The sequence below is a fragment of the Microlunatus sp. YIM B11417 genome (assembly GCF_059617205.1).
Window position 1 is genome coordinate 223065 of record NZ_JCAMPJ010000002.1, and the last position, 22486, is coordinate 245550.

The window sequence follows — 22486 nt, forward strand, 5'->3', positions numbered from 1 at the left end:
CCGGGTGGTCGCTACATCTGCCAGGTGGCCGATCTTCGTGTGCCGGACGGTCTCTGCCACGGACCGGCTTGTTCGGCGAAGTGGGCGCAGGCGAGGATCTCGGAGCCATAGGTGTCGAGCAGCCGTCGCCGGGTTTCAGCCGCCTGTTCGGGGTCCAGGTCGGAGCCGAAACACCACTCCGGATGGCTGAGTTGTGCGGGGGAGTGGAGGACGTCGCCGGCGATGACGCAGCTCCGGCCGTGGCCGAGATCGACGAGCACGCTGAGATGACCGGGCGTGTGGCCCGGGGTTGCGATCACCTGGAGGTCCGGAGCGAGCCGATCGCCGTCCTCGCAGAACTCGATGATGTCCCCGAGCGGGTCGAGCACGGCGTTCCGGTCCGGGCCCAGCGGTGACGGATGGCGCTGCCAGTGATGCCATTCGGCCCGGTGCACGACGTGACGGGCCCGGTCGAAGATGATCTTGCGGCCTGTCGGGCCGCCAGCGGAGGTCCAGCCGACGTGGTCGCGGTGTAGGTGGGTGAAGACGACCAGGTCCACGTCCCTCGGTGTGACGCCGGCGGCGGCGAGATTCGCCAGCAGTCGGCCGCTGCGGTAGGTCGCCCCGGTGGCCGTATCCGAGTTCGATTCGCCGAGACCAAGATCAACCAGGGCCGTGCAGCGCGGTGTGATCACGAGATGGGCCCCGACGGAGAAGACGAGCCGGCCGGTCGCATCGATCAGGTCGGGATGCATGTCCCACGCGGACCGAGGCGTGTCCGGAAAGAGGTCGGTCGGCCGTGCCCGTACCTCACCATCGGGTACGAAGATCACCGAGGCGGCAGGCTTCGAAGCTTCTTGGGGCATGCGGTCTCCAAGCAACTGAGCCCTGGGGCATCCGCCCGAGGACTGGCGAGGGAGACCGCTGTCGGATCGCCGGGTGGTCGGGACGGATGTCTCGGACACCGCGGGCGGACACGCAGATCTGTCGAGCAGGGAGTCTACGTCATTCCGGCGTCCCTGTGCTGACGGAGGCGTAACGCCGCCAGGCGTCTCGGATCGCCTGCTTCACCGAACCCGCGGCAGGGCCCAGATAGTGCCGGTCCACGGTCTCCAGGTACGGGCTGTCGTCCGCGGTCAGATCGGCACCCATCAGCAGAGACGACAGCCAGTCCCGGGTCAGTCCCGTCGCCGCCGTCGAGTCCACCGCGATCACCGTGGAGTCCGGCGGTTCCACGACCAGACTGATCGAGAAGTACGCGGCATGCGCGTGGGTCGTCGACTGGCCGGGCACTTTCGCGTAGCCGAGAACGATCAGGTGACGTCGAGCATCCATCGCACCATTCTTTCGCCCAGGTCGCGGCGTTCCGGACGGAATCAAGGCCCTCGCGGACGCGGGGTCGATTCGGGTGGTGAGGTCTGCGGTGGTGCCGGGCTGGGTAAGGGCGGTCGAGGTCGGCCTAGTGCCCGGGACCAGCAGGCCGGCTCAGGCCGCGGTGGTTCAACCACGAGCTGCCGCGGCCGCCCCGTACCTCAAGGCGTCGGTTCGGCGCCGTCGGCGGGGAGCTCGCGCAGTGCGATGACGTCGTTGGCGAGCGTGTGGAGTTTGGTGTTGGTGTTCTGCGAGTACCGCTTCAGCACACTGGTGGCCTGCTCCTCGTTGAGGTCGTAACGCTGCATGAGGATTCCGATCGCCTCGCCGATCTGGGTCCGGGTCTGGATCGCCTGGGTCAGGTTGTGCGCGTTGACCGCGGACCAGAGCGCGGCGGTGGCGTGCGCGGCGAACAGCCCGAGGACGGTCATGTCGCGGCTGGTGAACTGCTGCCGCGCGTGGCCGTACACGTTCAGGGCGCCGAGCCGGCGGCGGCCGGCCGTGTGCAGGCTGACCGACATGACGCTGCGGAAGCCGAGGTCCACCACGCGCGGTCCCCACACCGGCCATCGGTGGTCGACGGCCAGGTCGTTCGAGAGGCTGTTGGAGTCCTCGGTCGCGGCCTCGACACACGGGCCCTGGCGCAGTTCGTGCTGCAACTTGTCGCTGCGCTTGATCAGCTCCGAATCGCTGAGGCTGTGCAGGCTGCCGCCGGCGCCGATCATGGTCAGCCCGGCACCGTCCGCACCGATCACCGTGCAGGCTGTTGCGGCGATGTGCAGGACCGTCGCGGTCAGGTCGGCATCGTTGCGGGTCGTCTGCCAGGCGAACTCGGCGAACTGCTCGTCCAGGTCGGGTGTGGCCATCGAGTGCCCTCTCGTGTCCTTGCGACGTTTGGGGTTGGTCGTCGGCTCGCACCGGGCAACATCCCAACCCGAGTTCGGCCGCCCCTCGGAGCGGGGCTCTTTCACGGTAGCGCGACGATGCGCCCCACGACGCGTCCGGGAGGTGAGCCGGCGCTGTGAGCACGACAACTTGGTGGGGTGCGATCCATCACCAGCGACGGCCGCCGTGCCCTGGCGCCGACCGGGCCGCGGCCGAGGTCATGATCGGTGACCTCACCGTTCGTTCCGCTCCCGGATCGCGTACGTCAGGTAGGTCACCCCTCTCGGCGACGGTTCTGCACTGATCGGCTCCAGAGCGAGGCGGTCGGCGGCCACGCCTTCGAACAGGCGAACCCCGGAACCGAACAGGACCGGGGAGATCGTGATCATGAACTCGTCGACCAGGCCCGCGTTCAGGTACTCCAAGATCGTCGTGCCGCCACCGGAGATGCGGACGTCCCGGTCGCCGGCGGCCTGGCGGGCCCGTTCGAGTGCCGCCTCGATGCCGTCGTTGACGAAGTGGAACGTGGTCCCGCCGGGCCGTTCCCAGGGTTCGCGCTGCTCGTGCGTCACCACGAACACCGGGGTGTGGAACGGTGCGTCCTCCGGCCAGGACAGCTCGCCGGCGTCGAACATGCGCTTGCCCATGACGTTCGCGCCGATCCGTTCGTGGGTCTTCCGCGCGATGTCGTTGTCGAGCCCCTCCTCGCCGCCCTGGCCGAGCTTGAGGTTCTCCCGGAAGAACCGCTGCGGGAAGGTCGCCTGGTGCAGCTCGGACCACTGCGCCAGCCAACGCCGTACCCTCGGGTCGTCCGGCTTCCGCTTCGGGCCGAAGAGGTCCTCGGCGGGCACCTCCTCGGGAGCCACAAAGCCGTCCAGCGACATCGCCACGCTGAAGAACACCTTGCCGGTCATCGATCTGCCCGTCCCTTCTTCATGATCATGTTCAGGCGAGCGTGGTGGTCAGCAGCTTGCCGATCGCGTCGAGCAGATCGGCGGTTCCGGACTCGCGGCCGGCGGCGGCGTCCGGCCCCGGCCCGTGCACGCCGTCGAGATGGACGCCCTGCTCGGTGAAGGTGAGCCGGGTCCCGTCGTCGAGCGGTTCGAACACGACCGTGGTGATCGACGTCGAGGCGTGCGCCCCGTCGAGCCACATGTCGTAGCTGTAGACGATCCGCTCGTTCGGCGTGATATCCGTGTAGGTGGCCCGGAACTGGGACAGCGGGCCGTCCTCGCCGTGCCGCGCGTCGTCGATCACGAGGCCGCCGACCTGGAAGTCGTCGCTGCGTTCGACGTACACGAAGTCGTCGCTGCCGAACCACTGCTGCTTGATCTCGGGGTCGGCGAACGCGGCCCACACGCGGTCGACCGGAACCGGGTATTCGCGTTCCAGCACGAACGTGGCGTGGGTCTGGGTGCGGTCGGTCATGTCAGTCCTTCTGGTCTGGTGATGGTCGGGTGAGGTAGTCGCCGAGGCGATCGAGCCGGCTCTCCTGCGGCCGGCGCTGAGCCACGATCCAGGCATTGGCCGGGACCAGGGCATCCGGCACGAGTTGGTACGTCCGCACGCGGCCGACCTTCTCGGACGCCACGATCCGCGCCTCCTCGAGCACCCGGAGGTGCTGGACGACGGTGGGCAGCGCCATGGCGAAGGGCTCGGCAAGCTGGCTCACCGAGGCCGGTCCGTGCACCAACCGGGCGACGATCGCCCGCCGCGTGCCGTCGGCCAGCGCGCGGAACATCCGGTCGAGCCCCGCGTCGCCGCCGGTCTCCTCCGAATACTTAGCCATATGACTAAGTATTAGAGCGCACGCCGGGTCGTGTCAAGGCACGGTGGATTCGGCGGCACTCGAGCCGACGCCGAGATGATCTTGTTCCGGTGGCCTCGAACTCAGACCTTGAGCCGTACGACGACGTGGATCCAGGGGTGCTGGCGATCACCGGTGAACTCGTCGAGTGCGGTCGGCCGGAAGCCGAGCTTCTCGTACATCGACAGCATGCCCGAGTGGTCCATGGTCCTGGTCGTGACGGCGCAGCCGTTCACCCGGCCCACGCCGGGGATGTCCTTGGTCGGCCAGTGATCACGGAGATAGGCGGCGACCTCGGGTGATCGCCAGCCGTGCTCCCGGCGCAGCTTCGTCAGCATCGGGTCGCGGTGCGGGAAGGCGGCCGGGGTCGCCTCGATCCAGCCTCCGCCGCGTTGCTTGATCGCTGCGACGGCGGCCGCGAGGGCGGTGCCGGCGACGCCGCGGCGACGATGATCGATGCGGGTGAGCAGGCAGGTGATCCGCCACTGCGAGGACGGGTCGCGGGCGAACCGGCGTGGCGGGATCGAGTCGTCGCGGGGGATCGGGACCTCGTCCGCCCGGCCGAAGTGGCACCAGCCGACCGGCTCCCCCGCCGCGTAGACCAGGATCCCGTGCGCCCGCCCCTCCCGTACCAGCTTCGAGACCGCTGCCAACTCACCGGCCCGCCAGTCCTGACCCGTGAAGCGTCGGCCCTTCTCGGTCGAGGTCTCGGCCGGGCTCAGGTGCCGGCCGAAGAGATACAGCGCACAGGCGCAGCCGTTGACCTGCGAGAAGAACCGCTCGAAGTCGGGCAGTGTGCGCACCGACAGTTCGCGGGTGCTGTAGCGGCCTCCCTGCGTCGTCGCCATGGGGCCAGTCTGCGCCGTCGTACCGGACATCCTGCGTCCGGTACGGAAACGGACGGAGTCTTCGGTCCGGTACAAGACGGGCCGCGCAGCCGGGTGATTGACTCCGGCCCATGCGCAAACTGGTCGAATACGATCACCTCTCCATCGACGGGATGATGTCCGGCGACGCCTGGTGGGCCGGTCAGCAGGGGGTGGTCCCCAACGAGGACCACTTCGCCTATCAACGCGAACTGCTGTCCTCCGCCGTCGGCCTCGTGCTCGGCCGGATCACCTACGAAGGGTTCGCCCAGACCTGGCCGACGATGACCGGCGAGGTGGCCGACAAGATCAACTCGCTGCCCAAGCATGTGGCGTCGACCTCGCTGACCGAGACGACCTGGAACGCCGAGGTGCTGGCCGGCGATCCGGTCGAGGCGGTCGCCAAGCTCAAGGAGGCGGGCGACGGCACCTTGGTGAAGTACGGCAACGGCCCGTTCAGTCGCGCGCTGGTCGAGGCGGGCCTGCTCGACGAACTGCATCTCAGCGTCTCCCCGTTCGTCGCGGGATCGGGTGAGTCGCTGCTGTCCGGACTCGGTACGACCGCGGTGGAGCTGATCCGGGTGACCGATCTCGGCAACGGCACCGTGGTGCTGGCGTACGCCTTCAACCGGTAGCCGGCGCGAAGCCTCGGAACCCACCAGTCGACGAAGGGATTTGATCATGGCCGAAGGCGCGTACGCGTCCGTGAACGGCATCGACCTCTACTACGAAACGCTCGGTGCCGACCGGCCCGGTCCGCCGTTGATCATGCTGCACGGCGGTGCGTACACGTTCCATCTCAGCTTCGATGCCGTGCTGCCGGCCCTGACGGCCGAGCGGAAGGTGATCGGCATCGAGCTGCAGGGGCACGGGCACACCGCCGACAGCGACCGGCCGTTCACCCTGCGGCAGTGTGCCGAGGACGTGATCGCGCTGCTTGATCAACTCGGTATCGAACAGGCGGACTTCTTCGGGTACAGCCTCGGCGGCCTGGCCTCCACCGAGGTGGCCGTCCTGGCGCCGGAGCGGGTCCGCCGGCTGGTGCTGGCCGCCGCGCACTTCGGTGCCACCCGCTCGGTGGCGTACTACTCCGAGATCACCGATCTGCAACTGGACTCGCCGCGGATGCCGACCGAGGAGGAGGGTGCGGCGATGATCCATGGCTACGCCGAGGTGGCCCCGGATCCCGACGGGTTCTTCGCTTTCGCAGCGAAGGCCCAGGCCATGGTGCACGACTTCGAAGGGTGGACCGACGAGCAACTGAGCCGGCTGACCATGCCGGTCCTGATCATCATCGGTGACACGGACTTCGTCCGGCTCGAGCACGCGGTGGCGATGAAACAGCTGCTGCCGGACGCCCGGCTGGCGATCCTGCCGGACACCAAGCACCTGCAGGTCATCCGGCCCGACCTGGTGCTGCCCATGGTGACCCCGTTCCTGCAGCCCTGATCGGTCATCCTCCGTTCTCGTGATCTTCCGGCAGCCGCCCGGATCTCGGCGTAGCGTTGCTGTCAGGGCACGAGAGCTGGGGAGGCAGCGATGGCTGTCACGGTGGGCACGTTCAACCTCAACAACCTCTTCGACCGGTGGAACTTCGACGGTGCGGTCGAGGCGCTGTCCACGGGCAGCAAGGAGATCCCGGCGACGTACGAGTTCGCGAGCGAGTCGGAGCGAAGACTCCGGCTGGACTCGCGGGGAAAGTTGATCTTGGCCAAGAAGCCCGAGGACACGGCCCGGGTCGCCGAGCGGCTGCTGGCGGCCGACGTCGATGTCTGGATCGTGCAGGAGGTCGAGCACGCCGACGCCCTGAAGGAGTTCAATCGTGATCATCTGGATGGCGCCTACCGGCACGTGATGGTGATCGACGGGAACGACTCGGCCCGGTTCATCGATGTCGGGATCCTGTCCCGGCTGCCCATCGGCGGCGTGACCAGCTGGCAGCGGGCGTTCCATCCCGACGACCCGTCCGGGCCGATCTTCTCCCGTGATCTGATCGAGGTCGAGATCCTGGACCCGCGCGGCCGGCGCCTGCTCACCGTCTTCGGCACCCACCTGAAGTCGAAGTTCGTCCCCTTCGACGATCCGGACCCGGTGGCGGCGGACCGGCGCAACGACCTGCTGCGCACTCGGCAGGCGGACATGATCGTCCGGATCGTGGCGGCCAGGACGAACAGCCGGCAGCGATACCTGATCTGCGGCGACATGAACGACACGCCCGACTCCGGCCCGCTGCAGCCGATCGCGTCGGCCGGCCTGGTGAACGCTCTGGCGTCGCCGACCGAGATCGGCACGGTGAAGACCACCGTCGAGCTGCCGGCCAGTCCCGCCTGGACGTCGACCTTCAAGGAGTCCCGCAAGCCGCGTACGTTCGATCTGATCGACCAGATCTGGCTCAGTCCCGCCCTGGCCGGGAAGCTGACCGGCGCCTTCATCGGCCGGCGGCGCAGGCTGAGCCGGGACGGCACCGACCACGATCCCGCCTGGGTGAGTCTCGACCTCTGAGAGGTGCGAGCTGGTTGGCGGCGATCTGCTCCGGGTACGACAGGATCGTCTCGATGTCGACTCTGGAGGTCGTGGCCATGACCATGCACAAGGCTCCGATGATCGTCGCCGGCGTCACGGCGGTGGCGGCCGGCCTGATCGCCTGGAGACTCGGGGCCTCGCCGGGCGGCAAGGAGAACTATCGCCGGTTCCTGGTCCGGATGGACGAGTTGGCGGCGGAAGGCAGGCGGCGGACCGAGGAGGCGCAGCACCTGGTCCAGGAGAAGGCCGACGAACTCGCCGGCGCAGCCAAGGACCTGACGGTGGAGGCGCGGCACCGGTTCGAGCAGCTGGCCGGCCACGCCGGCACCGGCTGAACCGCGGGATCGGCCCGGGTCAGGCCCGCGCCCAGCCCTCGGCGGTGGTGATCGGCCGTTCGTCGTCGCGTCGTTCCACCGGGCGTCCCTCGTACTGCGTGGACAGCACGATGTGGGTCCGCATCTCGCCGTGCGCGCCCAACTTCTCGATCAGGCCCTCGAAATCGCCCAGCGACGAGGCGCGGACCTTGAGCATCGTGCAGTGCTCGCCGGAGAGCTTGTGCACCTCCACCACCTCGGGGTAGTCCTCTGCCGACGTGGTGCGCAACAGGCAGTCGGCGGGCCGGCAGCGTAACTGCAGGAACGCGAGCAACGGTTGCCCGGCCTTGGCGGCGTCCACCTTGGCGCCGTAACCGGCGATCACGCCGGCCGCCTCGAGACGCCGTACCCGCTCGGCGATCGCCGGAGCGGACAGGTGGACCCGGCGTCCGAGTTCCTTGTACGACAGCCGCCCGTCGGCCTGCAGTTCGCCGAGGATGTGCCAGTCCGTTTCGTCGAGTTCGGTCGACTGGAAAGTCTTCACCGCGAATCTCCTTTCGTCTGGAATCTCAGCTGGCCGATACGCCTTTACTGTCTCATTCTCTTTGCTGGTTGACTTTTCTAGCGTAGTTCCATGACGAACTCGAGGGGACGGCTGCGGGGCATCTGGGGGTTCGCCGCCCTCGGCGGCCTGGCCCAATCACTCGCCGGCGCCGCGGGCGGACTGCTGGCGCGCGAGCTGGGCGGCAGCGAGTTGGCGGCCGGGCTGCCGGCCACGATGTTGACGCTCGGCGCCGCCGGCATGGCGGTCCTGCTGTCCCGGATCACCCGGCGCCGGGGCAGGCTGCCGGCCCTCCGGCTGGGCGGCATCCTGGCGGCGGCCGGCTGTGCGGTGGTCGCCGTCGGCGGCATGCCGGGGGTCATGATCGGAAGCCTGCTGGTCGGCTCGGGCAACGCGGCGGTGATGCTGGCGCGCTACGCCGCGGCCGAACTCCGTCCCGGCGTCGCCCGGGCCCGGTCGATCGCGTCCGTGATGATCATGATCACGATCGGCGCGGTGGTCGGTCCCAACCTGCTGGCGCCCAGCGCGGTGATCGGAACCGTGATCGGCAGCTCGGGCCTGACCGGCGGGTACGTGGTCGCCGGCGTGATCTTCGTCGTCGCCGCCGTCGTGCTGGGCCGGGCCGCGCCTGGGTCGGTGATCTCGGTCGAGGCGCCGCTGCGGCGGGCCGGCCGGTGGTCGGCGTCGGCCCGGATCGGCCTGGTCGTGCTGGCCGTCGGCAACCTGGTGATGGTCGCGGTGATGACCATGGCGCCGTTGCACCTGCAGCACGGTGGCAGTGGACTCGCCGCGATCGGGCTGGTGGTGAGCCTGCACATCGCGGGCATGTTCGCGCCGGCCGTCGTCAGCGGCCGGATCACCGAGCGCCTGGGTGCGCGGGCGGCCGCACTCTCGGCCCTCGTCCTGCTCGCGGCGGCGAGCGTCTGGGCTGCGTTGGCCGGCACGGAGCCGGTCGCGCTCGGCGGGGCCATGATCGTTCTCGGGGTGGGCTGGAATCTCGCCACCGTGGCCGGGAGCGACCTGCTCACCGCCGACGTACCGGCGCCGGAGCGGCCGCACCGTGAAGGTCTGGGCGAACTGGGGATGGGGCTCGCCGCCGCGGTCGGTGGCGTCGGCTCGGGCGTGATCATGCACCTGCTGGGCTACCCCGCACTCGCCTGGGTCGGCGCCGCGCTACCGGCCCTGCTGGCCGTACTCGTCGTGTTCTCACGCATTTTCTGGACATCATCCACTGAGGAGATTGATCATGTTCGAACCACCGATGAGCCCGGACCTGCCCGGCCGGCTGTACGCCGAGCTGGTGCAGCGACGGGAGCAGGAACGCCTCGCCCGCCGGGTGGCCCGGCAGCGTAGGGCCGTCCAGGATCGGCCGACGGCCCAGGCAGCCGAGTCGTGCAGCCTGGAGGACTGCCGGGGGCGCGACCTGGCCGAAGCCTGACCGCCGGGGACGACCTTGGTTGCCGGCGTGGTGGTGGTCAGAAGGCGGGGTGCGGCGTCGCGGTGCCGGGCTGGACCAGCGGCTCCCGTCGGAGAACCCGACGGGCGAGGCGAGCGGCCAGCCGGGCGGCCTTCCGCTCCCGACGGACGCTGCGGCCGAGCCGGTCCTGCTGCGCGATCTCGATCAACTCGGCGTGCCGGTGCTGCTGCACCGCGGATCCCAGCAGGGCTTCGGTGCCGGTCATCGGTGCGAACATGATCAATCTCCTCGGTTCGGGGCCTGCGTTTGCTGTTACCCCTATCGACCGAGCTCGCGGCCAGGACTCATCGGCCAAGGCGCTACTTCATTCGAGGATCTTCGGTCGGGTCGTCGTACCGGGCCGGACAGCCGCGGTCGTCGGCGTCGTCCCGCAGCTCGTAGTGCCAGGGTTCGTTGTCGTAGATCTGGCAGAGGCCGTAGGCGGCGCCGTGCTCGGCCAGCCACTTCGTGGTCTTCGTCGGACCAAGATCAACAGCGTCGCCGGACACGTGCAGCGACTTGTCCGGTGCGGCCACCCAGCGCCTGGCCTCCTCCTCCGACCCGTACTTCTCGATCGCCTCCCGGAGCAGCTTGTCCTGGTACGCCGCCGACCGCCAGCCGCTGTTGACGACGAACTCGATCCCGTCCTCCTCGGCGTCACCGGCGGCCTCGTGGAGTGCCTCGAGCAGGTCCGGGTCGAGCTTGCCGACAGCCGGGATCTCGTCGTCGAAGACCGTCGTACCGTCCGGTACGGCACCGTCGGCGGTGCCGAGTTTCCCCTGCCCCTGGGCCTGGCCGCGGGGTTGGCGCTGGTTCTTGCTCTCCCGGGGCGGCGCCTTCGGCGGGACCTTGGTCTCGGTCCGATCGCCTTCCGGATCCGCCGAGGTGGTCCGGGCCGCCGGAGCCGCGGGCGGGGTGGACCGGGTCGCCGGAGCCTGACAGCCGAGGGCGCCCAGGAGGGCGACGCAGGCGAAGGAAAGCGCGGCGACGGCGATGGAGCGGGAACGGCGGTCTGCGGGTCTGCTGGAGAGCATGCCCTCGAGTCAAGGCAGTCTCCTGTTGCCGGTCCGTATGCGGTTTTCGATACGCCGGCGATAGGTCAGGCCCGCGGCGGACCGGCCCGGACCAGGGAACGCACCGCCAGCAGGTCGAGCGGGTGCGGGTCCTGGTCGGTGAGGATCCAGGTCGCGCCGGCGTCGACGTACGGCGCGGGGTCGGTGCCGGACTCGAGCGCCACCACGAAGTCGTACGGTCTCGTCGGCTCGTCGCGCAGCGCGGTGATGGCGGCGACAGCCTGGGCGAGCTCGTCCGGATGTTGCAGGTTGACCGGGAAGAACCCCTCGTGCCGGGCCGCCCGGCGCCGTGGCCGGAGCTTGCCGGGAAAGCCGGCGACCCAGACCGGGACCGTGTCCTGGACCGGCCTCGGCAGGAAGTCCAGATCGTCCACCGTGTAGTGATCACCGCGGTGGACCACCCGCTCGCCGGACCAGGCCCGGCGCAGCACCGCCAGCGATTCGTCGAGCATCGCGGCCCGGGTCGGCTCGTCGTCCACCTCTCCGGTCCGGGAGTACTCGTCGCCGAAGCGATCACTGCCGACCCCGACGCCGAGGACCAGCCGGCCGTCGCTGAGCAGATCGAGCGCCGCGGTCTCCCGGGCCACCAGGGTCGGCCGCCGCCGGGCCAGCGGGGTCACCATCGGGCCGATCCGGACCCGCTCGGTCGCGGTGGCGACGGCCGCCATGGTGATCCAGGGATCGAGGGCCGCCCGCACCGGTGCCCGCCAGTGGGTGTGGTCCCAGACGAAGAACCCGTCCCAGCCCGCCTGCTCGGCCTCGACCGCGAGCTCGACGACCAGCTTGGGGTCGGCCAGGGCATCGAAGAGCGGCAGCCAGATCCCGAAGTTGATCTTGGACGGAGTCGTCATACGGCGCAGATTACCTCAGCGGCCTGCGGAAATCCGGTTGCGCGAGCGGGGACGACTTGCCACCGTGACCTCATGATCACGCTCCGCCCGGCGACGCGGACCGATCTGCCCGTCATCGCCGACATCCTGGCGAACGTCCAGGTGCAGGCCGACCCCGCGCTCGACCTCGAGCAGCAGCGGACCGCGCTCGCCACGGACCTGGAGACCTGGTTCGGCCAGGACGAGCCGGAGAGCCTGCTGTCGATCATCGAACTCGACGGTGTCCCGGTCGGGCGGGTCCGGGTGGTCCGCTGGCCGGACCGGATCTTCCTCGGCGGGATCCAGGTGCATCCGGACCATCAGGGCCGGGGGATCGGCACCCGGTTGATCACCGAGTTGATCGAGGAGGCCCGGGCGACCGGGCGGCCGCTGCGCCTCAACGTCGACAAGATCAACACCGGTGCCCGCCGGCTGTACCAGCGGCTCGGCTTCGTCCTGGAGGCCGAGGAGGAGCACGAGCTGCGCCTCGTGATCAGGCCGGCTCCCGTACCGTCCGGCTAGGCCGGGATCGCGTCCCAGCCGGAGGCGAACCAGGTCACCTCACCCGTCGCCGGGTCGTAGCGCCGGCGCTGGATCGTCCCGATGTTGCCGCCGTACACGTGGATCCCGATGGTCGGCTCGTCGCCCTCGGCCACGACCGCGTGCACGTCGTCGTCGGTGGTGCAGCAGACCGTGACCTGGCCGGCCCGCCAGCGCGCCTCGCCGGCCGGCGTCAACGGCGCGCTGGGCGCCGAGTCGGAGGGCTTGAGGTAGCGGACCTCGTGCTCGATGCCGGAGTAGATGCCGACGACGCCCCAGGTCTCGTGGCCGTGCACCGGCGTTCGTTGATCAAGATCCCAGACCACCGACGCCAGCGACCAGCTGTCGTCCGGTGCGATGTAGAGCGGGTAGGTCATGTTGTGGTCCGGCGACGGCCGGGTGAACTCGTCCGGCAGCCGGTACCCGTCGGTCAACAGTTCGGCCATCAGCGGGGAGATCCGCTCCGTGAGTTCGTACTGATCATCGGTGTCGGCCACCACTCGGTCGACGTCCTCGATGAACCGCTGCAGTCGCTCGGTGATCATGATCCGCTCCTCGTCACGCGATACTTCAGGTGGGTCACGCCGGGTGCCTCGACGGCCCGGACCTGTTCCAGTTCGACGTCGCGGACGTCGGCGTCGAAGATCCGGGAACCGCCGCCCAGCAGGCGCGGGACGACGTGGAGCTCGAGCTCGTCGAGCAGGCCGGCGGCCAGGTAGGCGCCGATGATCCGGCCGCCGCCCCAGAGCTTGACGTCCTTGCCGCTGGCGGACTGCTTCGCCTGCTCCAGGGCGGCTTCGATGCCGTCGGTGACGAAGTGGTACGTCGTCCCGCCGGCCATCTCGACCGGCTGACGAGGGTGATGCGTGACCACGTACACGTCGTGGTGGTAGGGCGGGTTGTCGCCCCACCAGCCGGTCCAGGCGTCGTCCCAGGGCCCGCCGCCGATCGGGCCGAACATGTTCCGGCCCATGATGCTGGCGCCGATGTTCGCCTGCGACTCCTCCATCACCGGTGTGCTGGCGTTCACGTCGCCGCCTTCCTTGTCGTGCCCCTCCCGGAACGCGGCCAGCGGCACGACCCAGTCGTGCAGCTCCTCACCACCCACCCCGAGCGGGTCCTGCTCGCTCTGATCCGGACCGGCGACGTAGCCGTCCAGCGAGATCGAGATGTCGCACCTGAGCTTGCTCATCGTTGTCCCCTCACGCTTCGGCGCCGTCCTTCGGTGCCCTTGCCAACGAGCATGAACCGGATCCAAGATGACGTCTAATGCCAATTCGGCGACGAACTCATCAAGGTATTTGATCTATGTTCAACCTGACTCATCTCAAGGTGCTGGCGGCGGTGGCGCGGAACGGTTCGGTCACCGAGGCGGCCCGCGAACTGCACTACTCCCAGCCCTCGGCCAGCCATCATCTGTCCCGGCTGGAAGCGGCCACCGGGGTCAAGCTGGTCCAGCGGGTCGGCCGCGGGATCCGGCTGACCCCGGAGGGGCAGCTGCTGGCGAACCGCGCGATCGAGATTATCGGGCGGATCGACGCCGCCGCGACCGAGCTCGCTGCCCAGGCCGAGCTGCGCACCGGTCGGGTCCGGCTGGCCGCCAACGCCTCGGTGCTGAGCACCATCGTGCCGAAGGCGGCGGCCGTGCTCGCCGAATCCCATCCAGGGCTCGAACTTCAGGTGATCGAACGGCATCCGCTCGAGGCGCTGCAGGACCTGCGGCAGGGCGAGGTCGACGCGGCGCTGATCTTCCGTCACGCACACGCACCGCTCGCCGACGAGGAGTTCCGGCTGGTCCAGGTCGGCCGTGATCAGCTCCATCTGCTCAGCCGGCAGCCCGACGACAGCATCGACCACCATCGCGATTCGGCCTGGATCGGAGGCTGCGAACGCTGCCGGAGCGAGCTGACCGCGATCTGCGCGCAGCGCGGTTTCGCGCCGCGGATCCAGTCGATGAGCGACGACATCGTGGTGGTCCAGGCCCTGGTGGCGGCCGGCGTCGGCGTCGCGATCATTCCGGGGTACGCCCTCCAGGCACACCACCGGACCGGCGTGCAGGCGACCGCGATCCCGGAGGCGATCCGGCAGATCCACGTCGCCACCTACGGCGATCCGCCCGACCCGCCCGCGACCACCGCGCTGATCGAGGCGATCCGGACGTCGGTCCGGTCCTGATCCGGGCCTCTCCCCGGATCCGGACCAAGGATGTCCGGTACGGCTTGCCACACTGGCCCGATGGGACAGCGCAGCTCACCGAACGTCGAGGTCGTCGATCTTGCTCCGGGGCTCTGGCTCTGGCGGCTGGAGCACCCGTCCTGGAGCGCGGGACACGACTGGCCGGAGGTGGTGACGAGCGTCTGCGTCGATGCGGGCGAGGAACGCTGGTTGATCGATCCGCTGCTTCCACCGGACGACGCGCGGCCGGTCTGGGATCGCCTGACCGAACGCCCGCCGACGGCCGTCGCCGTTCTGCTCGGTGATCATCTGCGGGAGACCTGGGACGACCGGAAGGTGTGGGGCAGCGACGCGCTGGCCGAGCGGTTCGGCTGCCGGGTCTTCGGCCCGAATGCGTACGACACCGACATGCTGGACAACGTCGGACCGGTTCGGGCCGCGGTGAACAAGATCGTTCCGGGCCGAGAACTGCCGGGCGGCCTGCTCCCGTTCCGGGACGTTCGCGGTTGGCACGAGACTCCGCTCTTCCTTCCACGGCAGGAAACCCTGGTGTTCGGCGACGGGATGACCGAGCGCGACGGAACGCTGCGTGTCTGGATGTCGCCGACCCACGAGGAGCGTGCCGTGCCCGAGCTGCGCGCCATGCTCGACCTGCCGTTCGAGCGGGTGATCATCTCCCATGGCGAACCCGTACACACCAGGGCCGAGTTCGAGCGGGCACTGCAGTTGCCGCCGTGGCCAGCCTCGTCGCTGCACATCGCCGCCTGGCGCGGTGATCTTGATCAGGTACGCAGGTTGGTCGAGCGTGGCGCCGACCTGGCGGCCCGTTCCGACACCGGACACGAGACCCCGCTGGAATGGGCGATCAAGGCGACCCGGAACGACTGGTCCCGCCAACCGGGACACGACGACGTGATCGCCTACCTGCGGGCGGCAGCCGCGGCGAGGAGTCCGCGCTAGGAGCGGGCGTGGCCCTCGACCTGGCCGCGAAGGGCCGGTATAAAGGGAAGGACAACTGCACAGCACCATGTTCAGGGACTGAGGCGGGCGAACTCAGGTGAGGTCTGCCCATGATCAACTCGTCCCGAACGGCTGCTGTCCCGCCCCGACGCAACGTCAACCGGCTGTGGTTCGCCCAGTCGGTGTCGCTGGTCGGGCTCCAGACCGGATCGGTCGCGGTTCCCTTACTGGCGGTGGATGTGCTCCACGCCGATGCCTCGCAGGTGGCGCTGATCGGGACGCTGTCGAGCGTTCCGTGGCTCGTCGCCCCGGTGATCGGAACGATCGCCGACCGGACTGATCGGAAACGCCTGCTCGTCGTCTCCCACCTGGCCCGCGGCCTGCTCTGGCTCAGTATCCCGGTGGCGTTCCTGCTCGGTGTCCTGACGCTGCACCAGGTGTGGCTGGTCGCCGCGCTGGTCGGCCTGCTGGGGGTCGTCTTCGGCGTCGGCTACCGCACCTTCCTGCCGACGATCGTCAGCACGGAGGAACTCGGTGCGGCGAACGGGAGGATGGCGGGCACCGACGCCGTGGCCCGGGCGACCGGACCTGCTCTGGCCGGCGCGCTGGTGCAACTGCTGGGCGCCGTCGCCACGATCGTGGTCCAGGCCGTGACCTCCCTGCTGGCCGGAGTCTCTACGGCCACCATCCGCACCGGGCCGACCCGGCGCCCCGTTCCTCGTCGGCGGCGGCGCGTGGCGCGGCTGGGTGAGTGGTGGCGGAGCATGATCGCGGGGTTCCGCTGCCTGTACGGGATCAAGCCGTTGCGGTGGCTCACCGTCGGCGACACGGCGTACCTGTTCTGTTTCGATCTCTGCTTCGCCCTGGTCGTCGTGTTCTTCCGCGAGCGGCTCGGCCTCAGCTCTGTCATGATCGGAGTGATCTTCTCGGTCGGCAGTTTGGGCGGCATCGTGGGCGCCGCCCTGGCCGACCGGCTGCGTACGCGCGCCGGCTTCGAACCGACCATCAGGTCGGCGGCCGTCCTGCGCGGGGTCGGCCTGATCGCCTTCCCGCTGAGTCTGCTGGTGCCCGGTGGTGTCGTCGTCGCCGTGCTCGTTGCCGGCCGGGCGATCAACGCCTGCGCCTGGAGTGTGTACGAAGTCCTGTCCGACACGTACCAGCAGACGATTCTGCCGGATGATCATCGGGGCAGTGCCACGGCCGCGAGCCTGTGGCTGGGCAACGGGGCGGCGACCCTGGGGGCCGCGACCGCGGCGGTGTTCGCCACCGTCGTCGACACCGCCGCGCTGCTCGCTGTCGCCGGGGTCGGAGCCGTGGCCGCCGGCTTGATCAGCCTCCTGGTCGACGCCGGCCGCCGCGACGAACGACTCAAGGCCGGGCGACGATGATCAACTCGTTCCCCTCCGGATCGGCGACGACCTGCCGGCCGTCGTCGCTGCTCAGGATCCGCCCGCCGGCATCGACGGCCGTCGCGACGCGGGCGGCGGCCCGGTCGTGCGGCACCAGCAGTTCGAACCGGATCCGGTTGCGCTGTCGCCGCCGGTCATGATCATCGGGATCGAGCTCCTGGAAGAAGATCACCGGGAGCAACCGGTACGGGTCGTAGAGGTCGGTCAGGAAGTCACGCGGGTCCCGGAGCAGCCCGAGCGCAGAGATCCAGAAGTGTTGCAGGGCGGGGATGTCGACCGCGTCGACACCGAACTGGACGAACCGGGGCCGGGCCGGATCGGCCGTCAGTCCGGCTCGGCGCGCCTCGGCCTGCACCCGGCCGGCGAGCGCGGCGAACCGCTCGGGCTGCTCCTCCCAGCGGTCCTTGCCGCTGTCGATGGTGACGCCGCCGGGACCCAGGTCCACCAGCAGCGGAATCCCGGTGGCCTCGCCGAGCGTGGCGACCGTCGCAGCGAACTCTGCGGCGGCCGGCGCCGAGGTGACCGGGTAGCACGCCATCGCCCCGAACACCGTCTGCCAGTCGGTGGTGTCCGGGCCGTCCGGCAGCCGCCCGCCGGGCACCAGGTCGAGCTCGTTGCCCTCGGGATCGGCGAGGGTGACCCCGAAGGCGCCGAACGGCTCGCGGCGCAGCTCGGCCCGGACGGCCGCGACGGCGTCGGGCGGCCGGACCACGTCGACGTGGATCCGGTTCCGCAGCGGCCGGGGCTCGGGCAGATCGTCCACGATGATCATCGGGTCGCGCCGGGACGGGTCGACCAGGCCGACGCCCTCCGCCCGGTAGCCGAAGGTCGTTCGCCAGAACGCCTGCACGGCCGGCGGGTCTGCCGCGGCGACCCGGACCCGCAGCACGGACAGCCCGGTCGGGTCGGCGGCCAGGCCGAGTTCGCCGGCGAGGGCCGAGATCGCCTCGGCGAGGCCAGGCTCGGCGACCGTGACCCGTACCCCTGCGGTCCGGAGCCGGACGTCCGGCAGGGTGTCGCCGAGCGCGGCGAGCCGCCGGACGAACTCGGCTGCGGCGTCCGGGGCCGGCGCGTCGAACCAGGCGGTGAGTCCGGCGTCGAGCAGCCGCCAGTCACGCGTGATCATGGTCATGGCCCGACGATAGTCCTGGTTCCGGACGCTCGCCGTCCTGAACAGGAGGAGCGCGGTACGGGCCACGACCAGGAGGCCCGTACCGCACGACTCAGGGGATCAGTCCCGACTGACGCGACCCTGACGCGTCACTGACCCGCCGCGAGGGCAGCGACGACCAGCTCGAGCACCTCGTCGGGATGGGTCGCCACAAGATCATGTCCGGCCGGCACCCGGTGCACCGTGATCGACGGCCGAGCCGAGGCCAGGGCGTCGACGGCGTCCCGCCAGGCCTGATTGAGCTCCAGGGCTCGCTCACCCTCGGTCCCGGCCATGGACTCGGACATGATCATGGTGATCGGACCGTCGATCCGGTCGAACCGCGAGGCCGCGGTCCGGCGGTGCTGGTCGATCTGGTCCTGCAGCCGGAAGATGTCATCGCCGGAGAGCGCCACCTGGTGCGGCGTTCCGGCCTGGGAACGCTGCAGCTCGAGCGCCTCCTCGCTGCCCATCGCCTGCCGCATCCCCTCCAGCTCCTCCGGCGTGAGCAGCGACGCCGACAACGGGGTACCGCCGTCGATCAAGATCAACCCGCGTGGCGCCTGCGGCAACATGGCGGCCTGGTCCACCAGCAGATCGGCACCCATCGAATGCCCGATCAGCACCAACGAGTCCGCCCCGCCGAGCGCCGCCAGGACGGCGGCGGTGTCGGCACCGAACGTCGCGTAGTCGTACGGCTCGCCTTCGCCGCTCAGCCCGTGCCCGCGATGATCGAACGTGGCCAGCCGAAGATGGCGGCGCAACCCGGCGAACAGCGGCCCGAGTTGAGCCTGGGTCCCGCTGAGCCCCGGCACGAACACCGCCGCCGGCCCCTCCCCGGCCACCGTCACCGGAATCGTCGCTCCATCACGCCGGACCGTCAGGCTCTCCATACCGACGAAGTCTTTCACGCCCACCCGGCCGTGATCATGACGGTCTGACATGATGTTGATCATGCTCAGCGAGGACGGGGTGCGGCCCAAGGTCTCGGCCTTCGTGACCCGGTCCGACGGGCGGCTGCTGGTGTTCGCCCACCCGGATTCGCCCGACGCCGGTATCCAGGTGCCGGCCGGAGGCATCGATCCGGGCGAGGAACCGGCCGCCGCCGCGGTCCGCGAGACCGAGGAGGAAACGGGCTTCACCGGGTTCGTGGTCGAACGGCTCATCGATCGTCAGCAGCTGCAGGAGCGGCGCCGGGGTCGGCTGGAACGGCACGACCGCTGGTTCTTCCATCTCCTCGCGCCGGACGGCCTGCCTGATCGGTGGCGGCACGGCGAGGGCTCCGATCCCGCGGCCGACGACTGGATCCCGTTCGACTTCTTCTGGATCGACCCGGACTCCGAGCCGCTGCCACTCACTCCTGATCATGCAGCGGTGTTCCGCCGTCTCCGGGACGACCTGGCGGCCCGATGAACCGACGCCTCTGGGACGCCACCTAGCCGCGGTCGGCCGGATCCGCCGTCAGCGGCCGGCTGCTGTCGATCTTGACGTCGGTCAGCCAGTACGTGCTGTCGGGATCCCAGCCGCCGATCAAGGAGTCCGACCCGTCGGGCAGCTCGAGCGCCCGGCCGGCCGCGCTCAGGTAGCCCGCGACGGTGAGGTGCACGGCGTCGACCTCGGCGGCGACGGCCGCCCAGTCGGGCAGGCACCAGCGGCCGGTCCGGCCGGTCGCCCGATACCAGTCGTGCCGTCGATCGGCGGAGACGTCGATCGGGTGCCGGACGCACAGGGCGATCCAGTCCGTCGCGCCGCGGAGCTCGAGGATCTTGGGGGCCGGACCGGCGGCGACGGAGCGCGCCGTCGCGGTGTCCGGCTGAACCTCGTCCTCGGCCAGCCACCAGGTCGCCGGGCCGCCGGCCGGCAGCCACCGGCTGGTCCGCGGCAGGTCGTTCGGTGGCGTGGACCACCAGGTGCCGCTGATCGGCTCGCGCGGATCGGCCGGCCGCTCCCGTACCGCACGGGCCTCGTCGGCGAGCGTCTCCGAACGCCAACGACGCAACCGTTCCGCCGCCCTCGTGCCGCTGATCGACGGACGGCCCGGGCGGTCGACCAGCCATTGGTCCGTCAGGTCGATCGGCGCCGCCCACCACGCTGAGTGCGGGGACGCGAGCACCGTCGTCGCGACGCGGATCAACGCCTGGCGGACCGCGGGCTCGGCGGCGACCACGTCCGCCCCCTCCAGCTCCTGCCAGGGCCGGGCGCTCGCCACCGTATCGGCGAGGGCGGTCCGGACGACCGGCTCCGCAAGATCGTCGAGCGGCACTGCCTCGATCAGACCCGCGATCTGCTCCGGCGTCGCCGCAGTCCGGGCGCCCGCGTGGGTCAGCCGAGCGCCGTCGGGCTCCCGGGCGGCCGCGGCGAAGAACAGCGCCGTGGTCAGGTCCTCCCCGTCCGGACGACTGCTCGCGATCTGGCGTACCAGTTCCAGGCAGAACCGTCGCCCGCGCGGGCCGGCCAGCAGATCCTCCGCAGTGATCACCACGGCCTCACTGTAGGTCACCGTTCCGCCTCGCGGATCCCGTCCGGCGTCGTCGCGGGCCGGGTGGGATGATCATGAACCGGGAGGCACCGTGATCAGCAGGACGGAACGCCGGGTCGCCGCGGCGGACACGATCGAGCAGTTGCGCCGGATCGCCAGGCGCCGGACGCCGCGTGCGGTGTTCGACTACACCGACGGCGCGGCCGAGGAGGAGCTCACGTTGCGCCGGGCCGAGGCGGCGCTGCGGGCGGTCGAGCTGCGGCCCCGCGCCTTCGGCTCGACGGCCGGGATCGACACCAGTACAGAGATTCTGGGCCGCAGGGCCGCACTGCCGCTGGTGCTGGCACCGACCGGTTACACCCGGATGATGCACCACGAGGGCGAGTTGGCGGTGGCCCGGGCGGCCCGGACCGCCGGGCTGCCGTACACGCTGTCGACGATGGGGACCCGGTCGATCGAGGAGGTGGCCGCCGCGTGCCCGGACGTCGATCGCTGGTTCCAGCTGTATCTCTGGCGGGACCGGGCCGCCAGCGAGGACCTGGTCGACCGGGCCCGCCGGGCCGGCTACCGGACCCTGATGCTCACCGTCGACACCGCGGTCGGCGGGTTGCGGCTGCGTGACGTCCGCAACGGGCTCACCATCCCGCCGGCGCTGACCGCGCGGACCCTGTTCGACGGCGCCCGGCATCCGCACTGGTGGTTCAACTTCCTCACCACCGAGCCGCTCAGTTTCGCGTCGATGAAGGCCTGGACCGGGACGACCGAGGAGCTGCCCAATCTGTTGTTCGACCCGACGGTCACCCTGACCGACCTGGCCTGGCTCCGCAGCGCCTGGGACGGCCCGTTGTTGATCAAGGGCATCCAGCACGCCGACGACGCCCGCGCGGTGATCGACGCCGGCGCCGACGGCGTGATCATCAGCAATCACGGCGGCCGCCAGCTGGACCGGGCCGCGACGACGATCGACCTGTTGCCGGGGATCCGGGCCGCGCTCGGCCCGGAGGCGACGATCTTGATCGACGGCGGCTTCCGGTCCGGCGCCGATCTTGCGGTCGCCCTGGCCCGCGGCGCCGACGCGGTGATGATCGGGCGCCCGTACCTCTACGGACTGATGGCCGGCGGCGAGGCGGGCGTACGGCGAGCGCTGGAGATCTTCGACTCGGGCCTGCGGGACACCATGCGCCGCCTCGGCACCGGCACGGTCGCCGAGCTCAGCTCGGCAGCGACGGGTCGGTGAGCGAGGCGAGGTAGGCGAGACTGCGCGGCACCTGGGTGGCGATCGACGGACTCTCGTCCTCGATGTAGTAGTGGCTGATCGCCGACGCGCCGGCCGCCCGCAGGATCTCCGGGAGATCCAACTGCCCGTCGCCCAGCGCGACGTCGTTCTCCCGCGCCGTCTGGCCGGTCAGGTCGCCGACCACGCCGCGGCGCAGGTCCTTCAGATGCATCAGACGGAATCGCTCGGGGTAGCTGCGGAGGAGCTCCGCCGGATCCGCGCCCGGGAAGTGGGCCCACAGGATGTCCAACTCGAAGGCCACCGCCGCCGGGTCGGTCTCCTGGACGATCAGATCGAACAGCGTTCCGTTGCCGTGCGGGGCGAACTCGTAGCCGTGGTTGTGATAGCAGAACGTGAGTCCGTGATCTCGCAGTGCGGAGCCGACCCGGTTGAAGGTCTCGGCCGCCGCCTCGGCGTCGGCCAGGTCGAACGGCGCCTCGTGGGGGATCCAGGCGATCCGGACGAAGGAGGCGCCCAGGACCTCGGCCTCCTCGGCGACCTCGTCGATCCGGTTCAGCAGGTCGGCATGTCCGACGCCGTACGAGGAGCACCGCATCCCGCGGTCGTCCAAGAGGCGCCGAAGATCCGCGGCCGTCCGGTCGAAGAGGCTGGAGAACTCCAGGTCGGTGATCCCGAGTTCCCGGATCTGGTCCAGCGTCGCGCTCACACTCTGCTGGAACTCGTTCCGGTACGTGTACGAGACCATGCCCGGCGGCATCGAGAACTGTCGCGAGCCTGCTGCCGACGCCGCCATAGCTGCTCCCCAAGATCATCGTGACGCTGGGCCTGTCC

At 70.2% G+C, this 22486-nt stretch carries 28 protein-coding genes; 11 read left to right on the forward strand and 17 right to left on the reverse strand.

Annotated elements, in window-relative coordinates:
* Positions 1 to 11: 11 nt before the first annotated feature.
* From AC6CCG_RS11205 to AC6CCG_RS11235, 7 genes are all read right to left on the reverse strand, one after another.
* A complete protein-coding gene (locus AC6CCG_RS11205) occupies positions 12 to 845 on the reverse strand; it encodes an MBL fold metallo-hydrolase (RefSeq protein WP_496654619.1) in 834 nt (277 codons plus the stop codon).
* Between the two features lie 139 nt (positions 846 to 984).
* Positions 985 to 1314, reverse strand: a complete 330-nt coding sequence (locus AC6CCG_RS11210) for a DUF3870 domain-containing protein (protein WP_496654620.1) — start codon at positions 1312 to 1314, stop codon at positions 985 to 987.
* Between the two features lie 197 nt (positions 1315 to 1511).
* Positions 1512 to 2216, reverse strand: coding sequence for a GAF and ANTAR domain-containing protein (locus AC6CCG_RS11215; protein ID WP_496654621.1), 705 nt, complete (start codon positions 2214 to 2216; stop codon positions 1512 to 1514).
* Positions 2217 to 2468: 252 nt separating this feature from the next.
* Positions 2469 to 3149, reverse strand: a complete 681-nt coding sequence (locus tag AC6CCG_RS11220; RefSeq protein ID WP_496654622.1) for a dihydrofolate reductase family protein — start codon at positions 3147 to 3149, stop codon at positions 2469 to 2471.
* Between the two features lie 31 nt (positions 3150 to 3180).
* Positions 3181 to 3663, reverse strand: coding sequence for an SRPBCC domain-containing protein (locus AC6CCG_RS11225; RefSeq protein ID WP_496654623.1), 483 nt, complete (start codon positions 3661 to 3663; stop codon positions 3181 to 3183).
* Position 3664: 1 nt separating this feature from the next.
* A complete protein-coding gene (locus AC6CCG_RS11230) occupies positions 3665 to 4024 on the reverse strand; it encodes an ArsR/SmtB family transcription factor (protein WP_496654624.1) in 360 nt (119 codons plus the stop codon).
* A gap of 101 nt (positions 4025 to 4125) precedes the next feature.
* Positions 4126 to 4890: a hypothetical protein gene (locus AC6CCG_RS11235; RefSeq protein WP_496654625.1), complete on the reverse strand. Its 765-nt coding sequence runs from the start codon at positions 4888 to 4890 to the stop codon at positions 4126 to 4128.
* A 110-nt stretch (positions 4891 to 5000) separates the two neighbouring features.
* Here AC6CCG_RS11235 and AC6CCG_RS11240 point away from each other — a divergent pair, with 110 nt between their 5' ends.
* From AC6CCG_RS11240 to AC6CCG_RS11255, 4 genes are all read left to right on the forward strand, one after another.
* Positions 5001 to 5543, forward strand: coding sequence for a dihydrofolate reductase family protein (locus tag AC6CCG_RS11240; RefSeq protein WP_496654626.1), 543 nt, complete (start codon positions 5001 to 5003; stop codon positions 5541 to 5543).
* A gap of 46 nt (positions 5544 to 5589) precedes the next feature.
* The gene (locus AC6CCG_RS11245) at positions 5590 to 6357 is read left to right on the forward strand and encodes an alpha/beta fold hydrolase (RefSeq protein WP_496654627.1); all 768 of its coding nucleotides are present in this window, start codon (positions 5590 to 5592) and stop codon (positions 6355 to 6357) included.
* Between the two features lie 90 nt (positions 6358 to 6447).
* Positions 6448 to 7410: an endonuclease/exonuclease/phosphatase family protein gene (locus AC6CCG_RS11250; protein ID WP_496654628.1), complete on the forward strand. Its 963-nt coding sequence runs from the start codon at positions 6448 to 6450 to the stop codon at positions 7408 to 7410.
* A gap of 53 nt (positions 7411 to 7463) precedes the next feature.
* Positions 7464 to 7766 carry a hypothetical protein gene (locus tag AC6CCG_RS11255; protein WP_496654629.1) on the forward strand — a complete coding sequence of 101 codons (303 nt, stop codon included), beginning with the start codon at positions 7464 to 7466 and terminating at the stop codon, positions 7764 to 7766.
* A 19-nt stretch (positions 7767 to 7785) separates the two neighbouring features.
* On the opposite strand, the gene AC6CCG_RS11260 is transcribed toward AC6CCG_RS11255, so the two are convergent.
* Positions 7786 to 8289: an Lrp/AsnC family transcriptional regulator gene (locus AC6CCG_RS11260; RefSeq protein ID WP_496654630.1), complete on the reverse strand. Its 504-nt coding sequence runs from the start codon at positions 8287 to 8289 to the stop codon at positions 7786 to 7788.
* 90 nt (positions 8290 to 8379) lie between these two features.
* Between AC6CCG_RS11260 and AC6CCG_RS11265 the strand changes: the two genes are divergently transcribed.
* Positions 8380 to 9660 carry an MFS transporter gene (locus AC6CCG_RS11265; protein WP_496654631.1) on the forward strand — a complete coding sequence of 427 codons (1281 nt, stop codon included), beginning with the start codon at positions 8380 to 8382 and terminating at the stop codon, positions 9658 to 9660.
* Positions 9661 to 9782: 122 nt separating this feature from the next.
* On the opposite strand, the gene AC6CCG_RS11270 is transcribed toward AC6CCG_RS11265, so the two are convergent.
* The 3 genes from AC6CCG_RS11270 to AC6CCG_RS11280 all read right to left on the reverse strand — a co-directional run bounded on the left by AC6CCG_RS11270 (position 9783) and on the right by AC6CCG_RS11280 (position 11687).
* A complete protein-coding gene (locus AC6CCG_RS11270; protein WP_496654632.1) occupies positions 9783 to 10001 on the reverse strand; it encodes a hypothetical protein in 219 nt (72 codons plus the stop codon).
* Between the two features lie 82 nt (positions 10002 to 10083).
* On the reverse strand, positions 10084 to 10797 hold the full coding sequence (locus AC6CCG_RS11275) for a M15 family metallopeptidase (protein WP_496654633.1): 714 nt from the start codon (positions 10795 to 10797) through the stop codon (positions 10084 to 10086).
* Positions 10798 to 10862: 65 nt separating this feature from the next.
* A complete protein-coding gene (locus AC6CCG_RS11280) occupies positions 10863 to 11687 on the reverse strand; it encodes an LLM class flavin-dependent oxidoreductase (protein WP_496654634.1) in 825 nt (274 codons plus the stop codon).
* Between the two features lie 72 nt (positions 11688 to 11759).
* Between AC6CCG_RS11280 and AC6CCG_RS11285 the strand changes: the two genes are divergently transcribed.
* Entirely contained in the window at positions 11760 to 12227 is a 468-nt protein-coding gene (locus AC6CCG_RS11285; protein WP_496654635.1) for a GNAT family N-acetyltransferase, read from the forward strand.
* Here AC6CCG_RS11285 and AC6CCG_RS11290 read toward each other — a convergent pair.
* Both AC6CCG_RS11290 and AC6CCG_RS11295 read right to left on the reverse strand, forming a co-directional pair.
* The gene (locus AC6CCG_RS11290; RefSeq protein WP_496654636.1) at positions 12224 to 12790 is read right to left on the reverse strand and encodes a cysteine dioxygenase family protein; all 567 of its coding nucleotides are present in this window, start codon (positions 12788 to 12790) and stop codon (positions 12224 to 12226) included. The genes AC6CCG_RS11285 and AC6CCG_RS11290 overlap by 4 nt on opposite strands.
* Positions 12787 to 13437, reverse strand: a complete 651-nt coding sequence (locus AC6CCG_RS11295) for a dihydrofolate reductase family protein (protein ID WP_496654637.1) — start codon at positions 13435 to 13437, stop codon at positions 12787 to 12789. Before AC6CCG_RS11295 ends, AC6CCG_RS11290 begins: the two co-directional genes overlap by 4 nt.
* A 116-nt stretch (positions 13438 to 13553) precedes the next feature.
* Here AC6CCG_RS11295 and AC6CCG_RS11300 point away from each other — a divergent pair, with 116 nt between their 5' ends.
* From AC6CCG_RS11300 to AC6CCG_RS11310, 3 genes are all read left to right on the forward strand, one after another.
* The gene (locus AC6CCG_RS11300) at positions 13554 to 14420 is read left to right on the forward strand and encodes a LysR family transcriptional regulator (RefSeq protein ID WP_496654638.1); all 867 of its coding nucleotides are present in this window, start codon (positions 13554 to 13556) and stop codon (positions 14418 to 14420) included.
* A gap of 60 nt (positions 14421 to 14480) precedes the next feature.
* Positions 14481 to 15380, forward strand: coding sequence for an MBL fold metallo-hydrolase (locus AC6CCG_RS11305; RefSeq protein ID WP_496654639.1), 900 nt, complete (start codon positions 14481 to 14483; stop codon positions 15378 to 15380).
* A 110-nt stretch (positions 15381 to 15490) separates the two neighbouring features.
* Positions 15491 to 16768, forward strand: coding sequence for an MFS transporter (locus AC6CCG_RS11310; protein ID WP_496654640.1), 1278 nt, complete (start codon positions 15491 to 15493; stop codon positions 16766 to 16768).
* Here AC6CCG_RS11310 and AC6CCG_RS11315 read toward each other — a convergent pair.
* Entirely contained in the window at positions 16749 to 17921 is a 1173-nt protein-coding gene (locus AC6CCG_RS11315; RefSeq protein WP_496654641.1) for a VOC family protein, read from the reverse strand. The genes AC6CCG_RS11310 and AC6CCG_RS11315 overlap by 20 nt on opposite strands.
* 128 nt (positions 17922 to 18049) lie before the next feature.
* A complete protein-coding gene (locus tag AC6CCG_RS11320) occupies positions 18050 to 18883 on the reverse strand; it encodes an alpha/beta fold hydrolase (protein WP_496654642.1) in 834 nt (277 codons plus the stop codon).
* 10 nt (positions 18884 to 18893) lie between these two features.
* Here AC6CCG_RS11320 and AC6CCG_RS11325 point away from each other — a divergent pair, with 10 nt between their 5' ends.
* Positions 18894 to 19352, forward strand: coding sequence for an NUDIX hydrolase (locus AC6CCG_RS11325; RefSeq protein WP_496654643.1), 459 nt, complete (start codon positions 18894 to 18896; stop codon positions 19350 to 19352).
* Positions 19353 to 19374: 22 nt separating this feature from the next.
* Here the strand turns inward: AC6CCG_RS11325 and AC6CCG_RS11330 are convergent, their stop codons facing one another.
* The gene (locus tag AC6CCG_RS11330) at positions 19375 to 20421 is read right to left on the reverse strand and encodes a hypothetical protein (RefSeq protein ID WP_496654644.1); all 1047 of its coding nucleotides are present in this window, start codon (positions 20419 to 20421) and stop codon (positions 19375 to 19377) included.
* A gap of 88 nt (positions 20422 to 20509) precedes the next feature.
* Between AC6CCG_RS11330 and AC6CCG_RS11335 the strand changes: the two genes are divergently transcribed.
* Positions 20510 to 21655: an alpha-hydroxy acid oxidase gene (locus tag AC6CCG_RS11335; RefSeq protein WP_496654645.1), complete on the forward strand. Its 1146-nt coding sequence runs from the start codon at positions 20510 to 20512 to the stop codon at positions 21653 to 21655.
* Here AC6CCG_RS11335 and AC6CCG_RS11340 read toward each other — a convergent pair.
* Positions 21630 to 22448, reverse strand: coding sequence for a sugar phosphate isomerase/epimerase family protein (locus tag AC6CCG_RS11340; protein ID WP_496654646.1), 819 nt, complete (start codon positions 22446 to 22448; stop codon positions 21630 to 21632). The genes AC6CCG_RS11335 and AC6CCG_RS11340 overlap by 26 nt on opposite strands.
* Positions 22449 to 22486 lie beyond the last annotated feature (38 nt).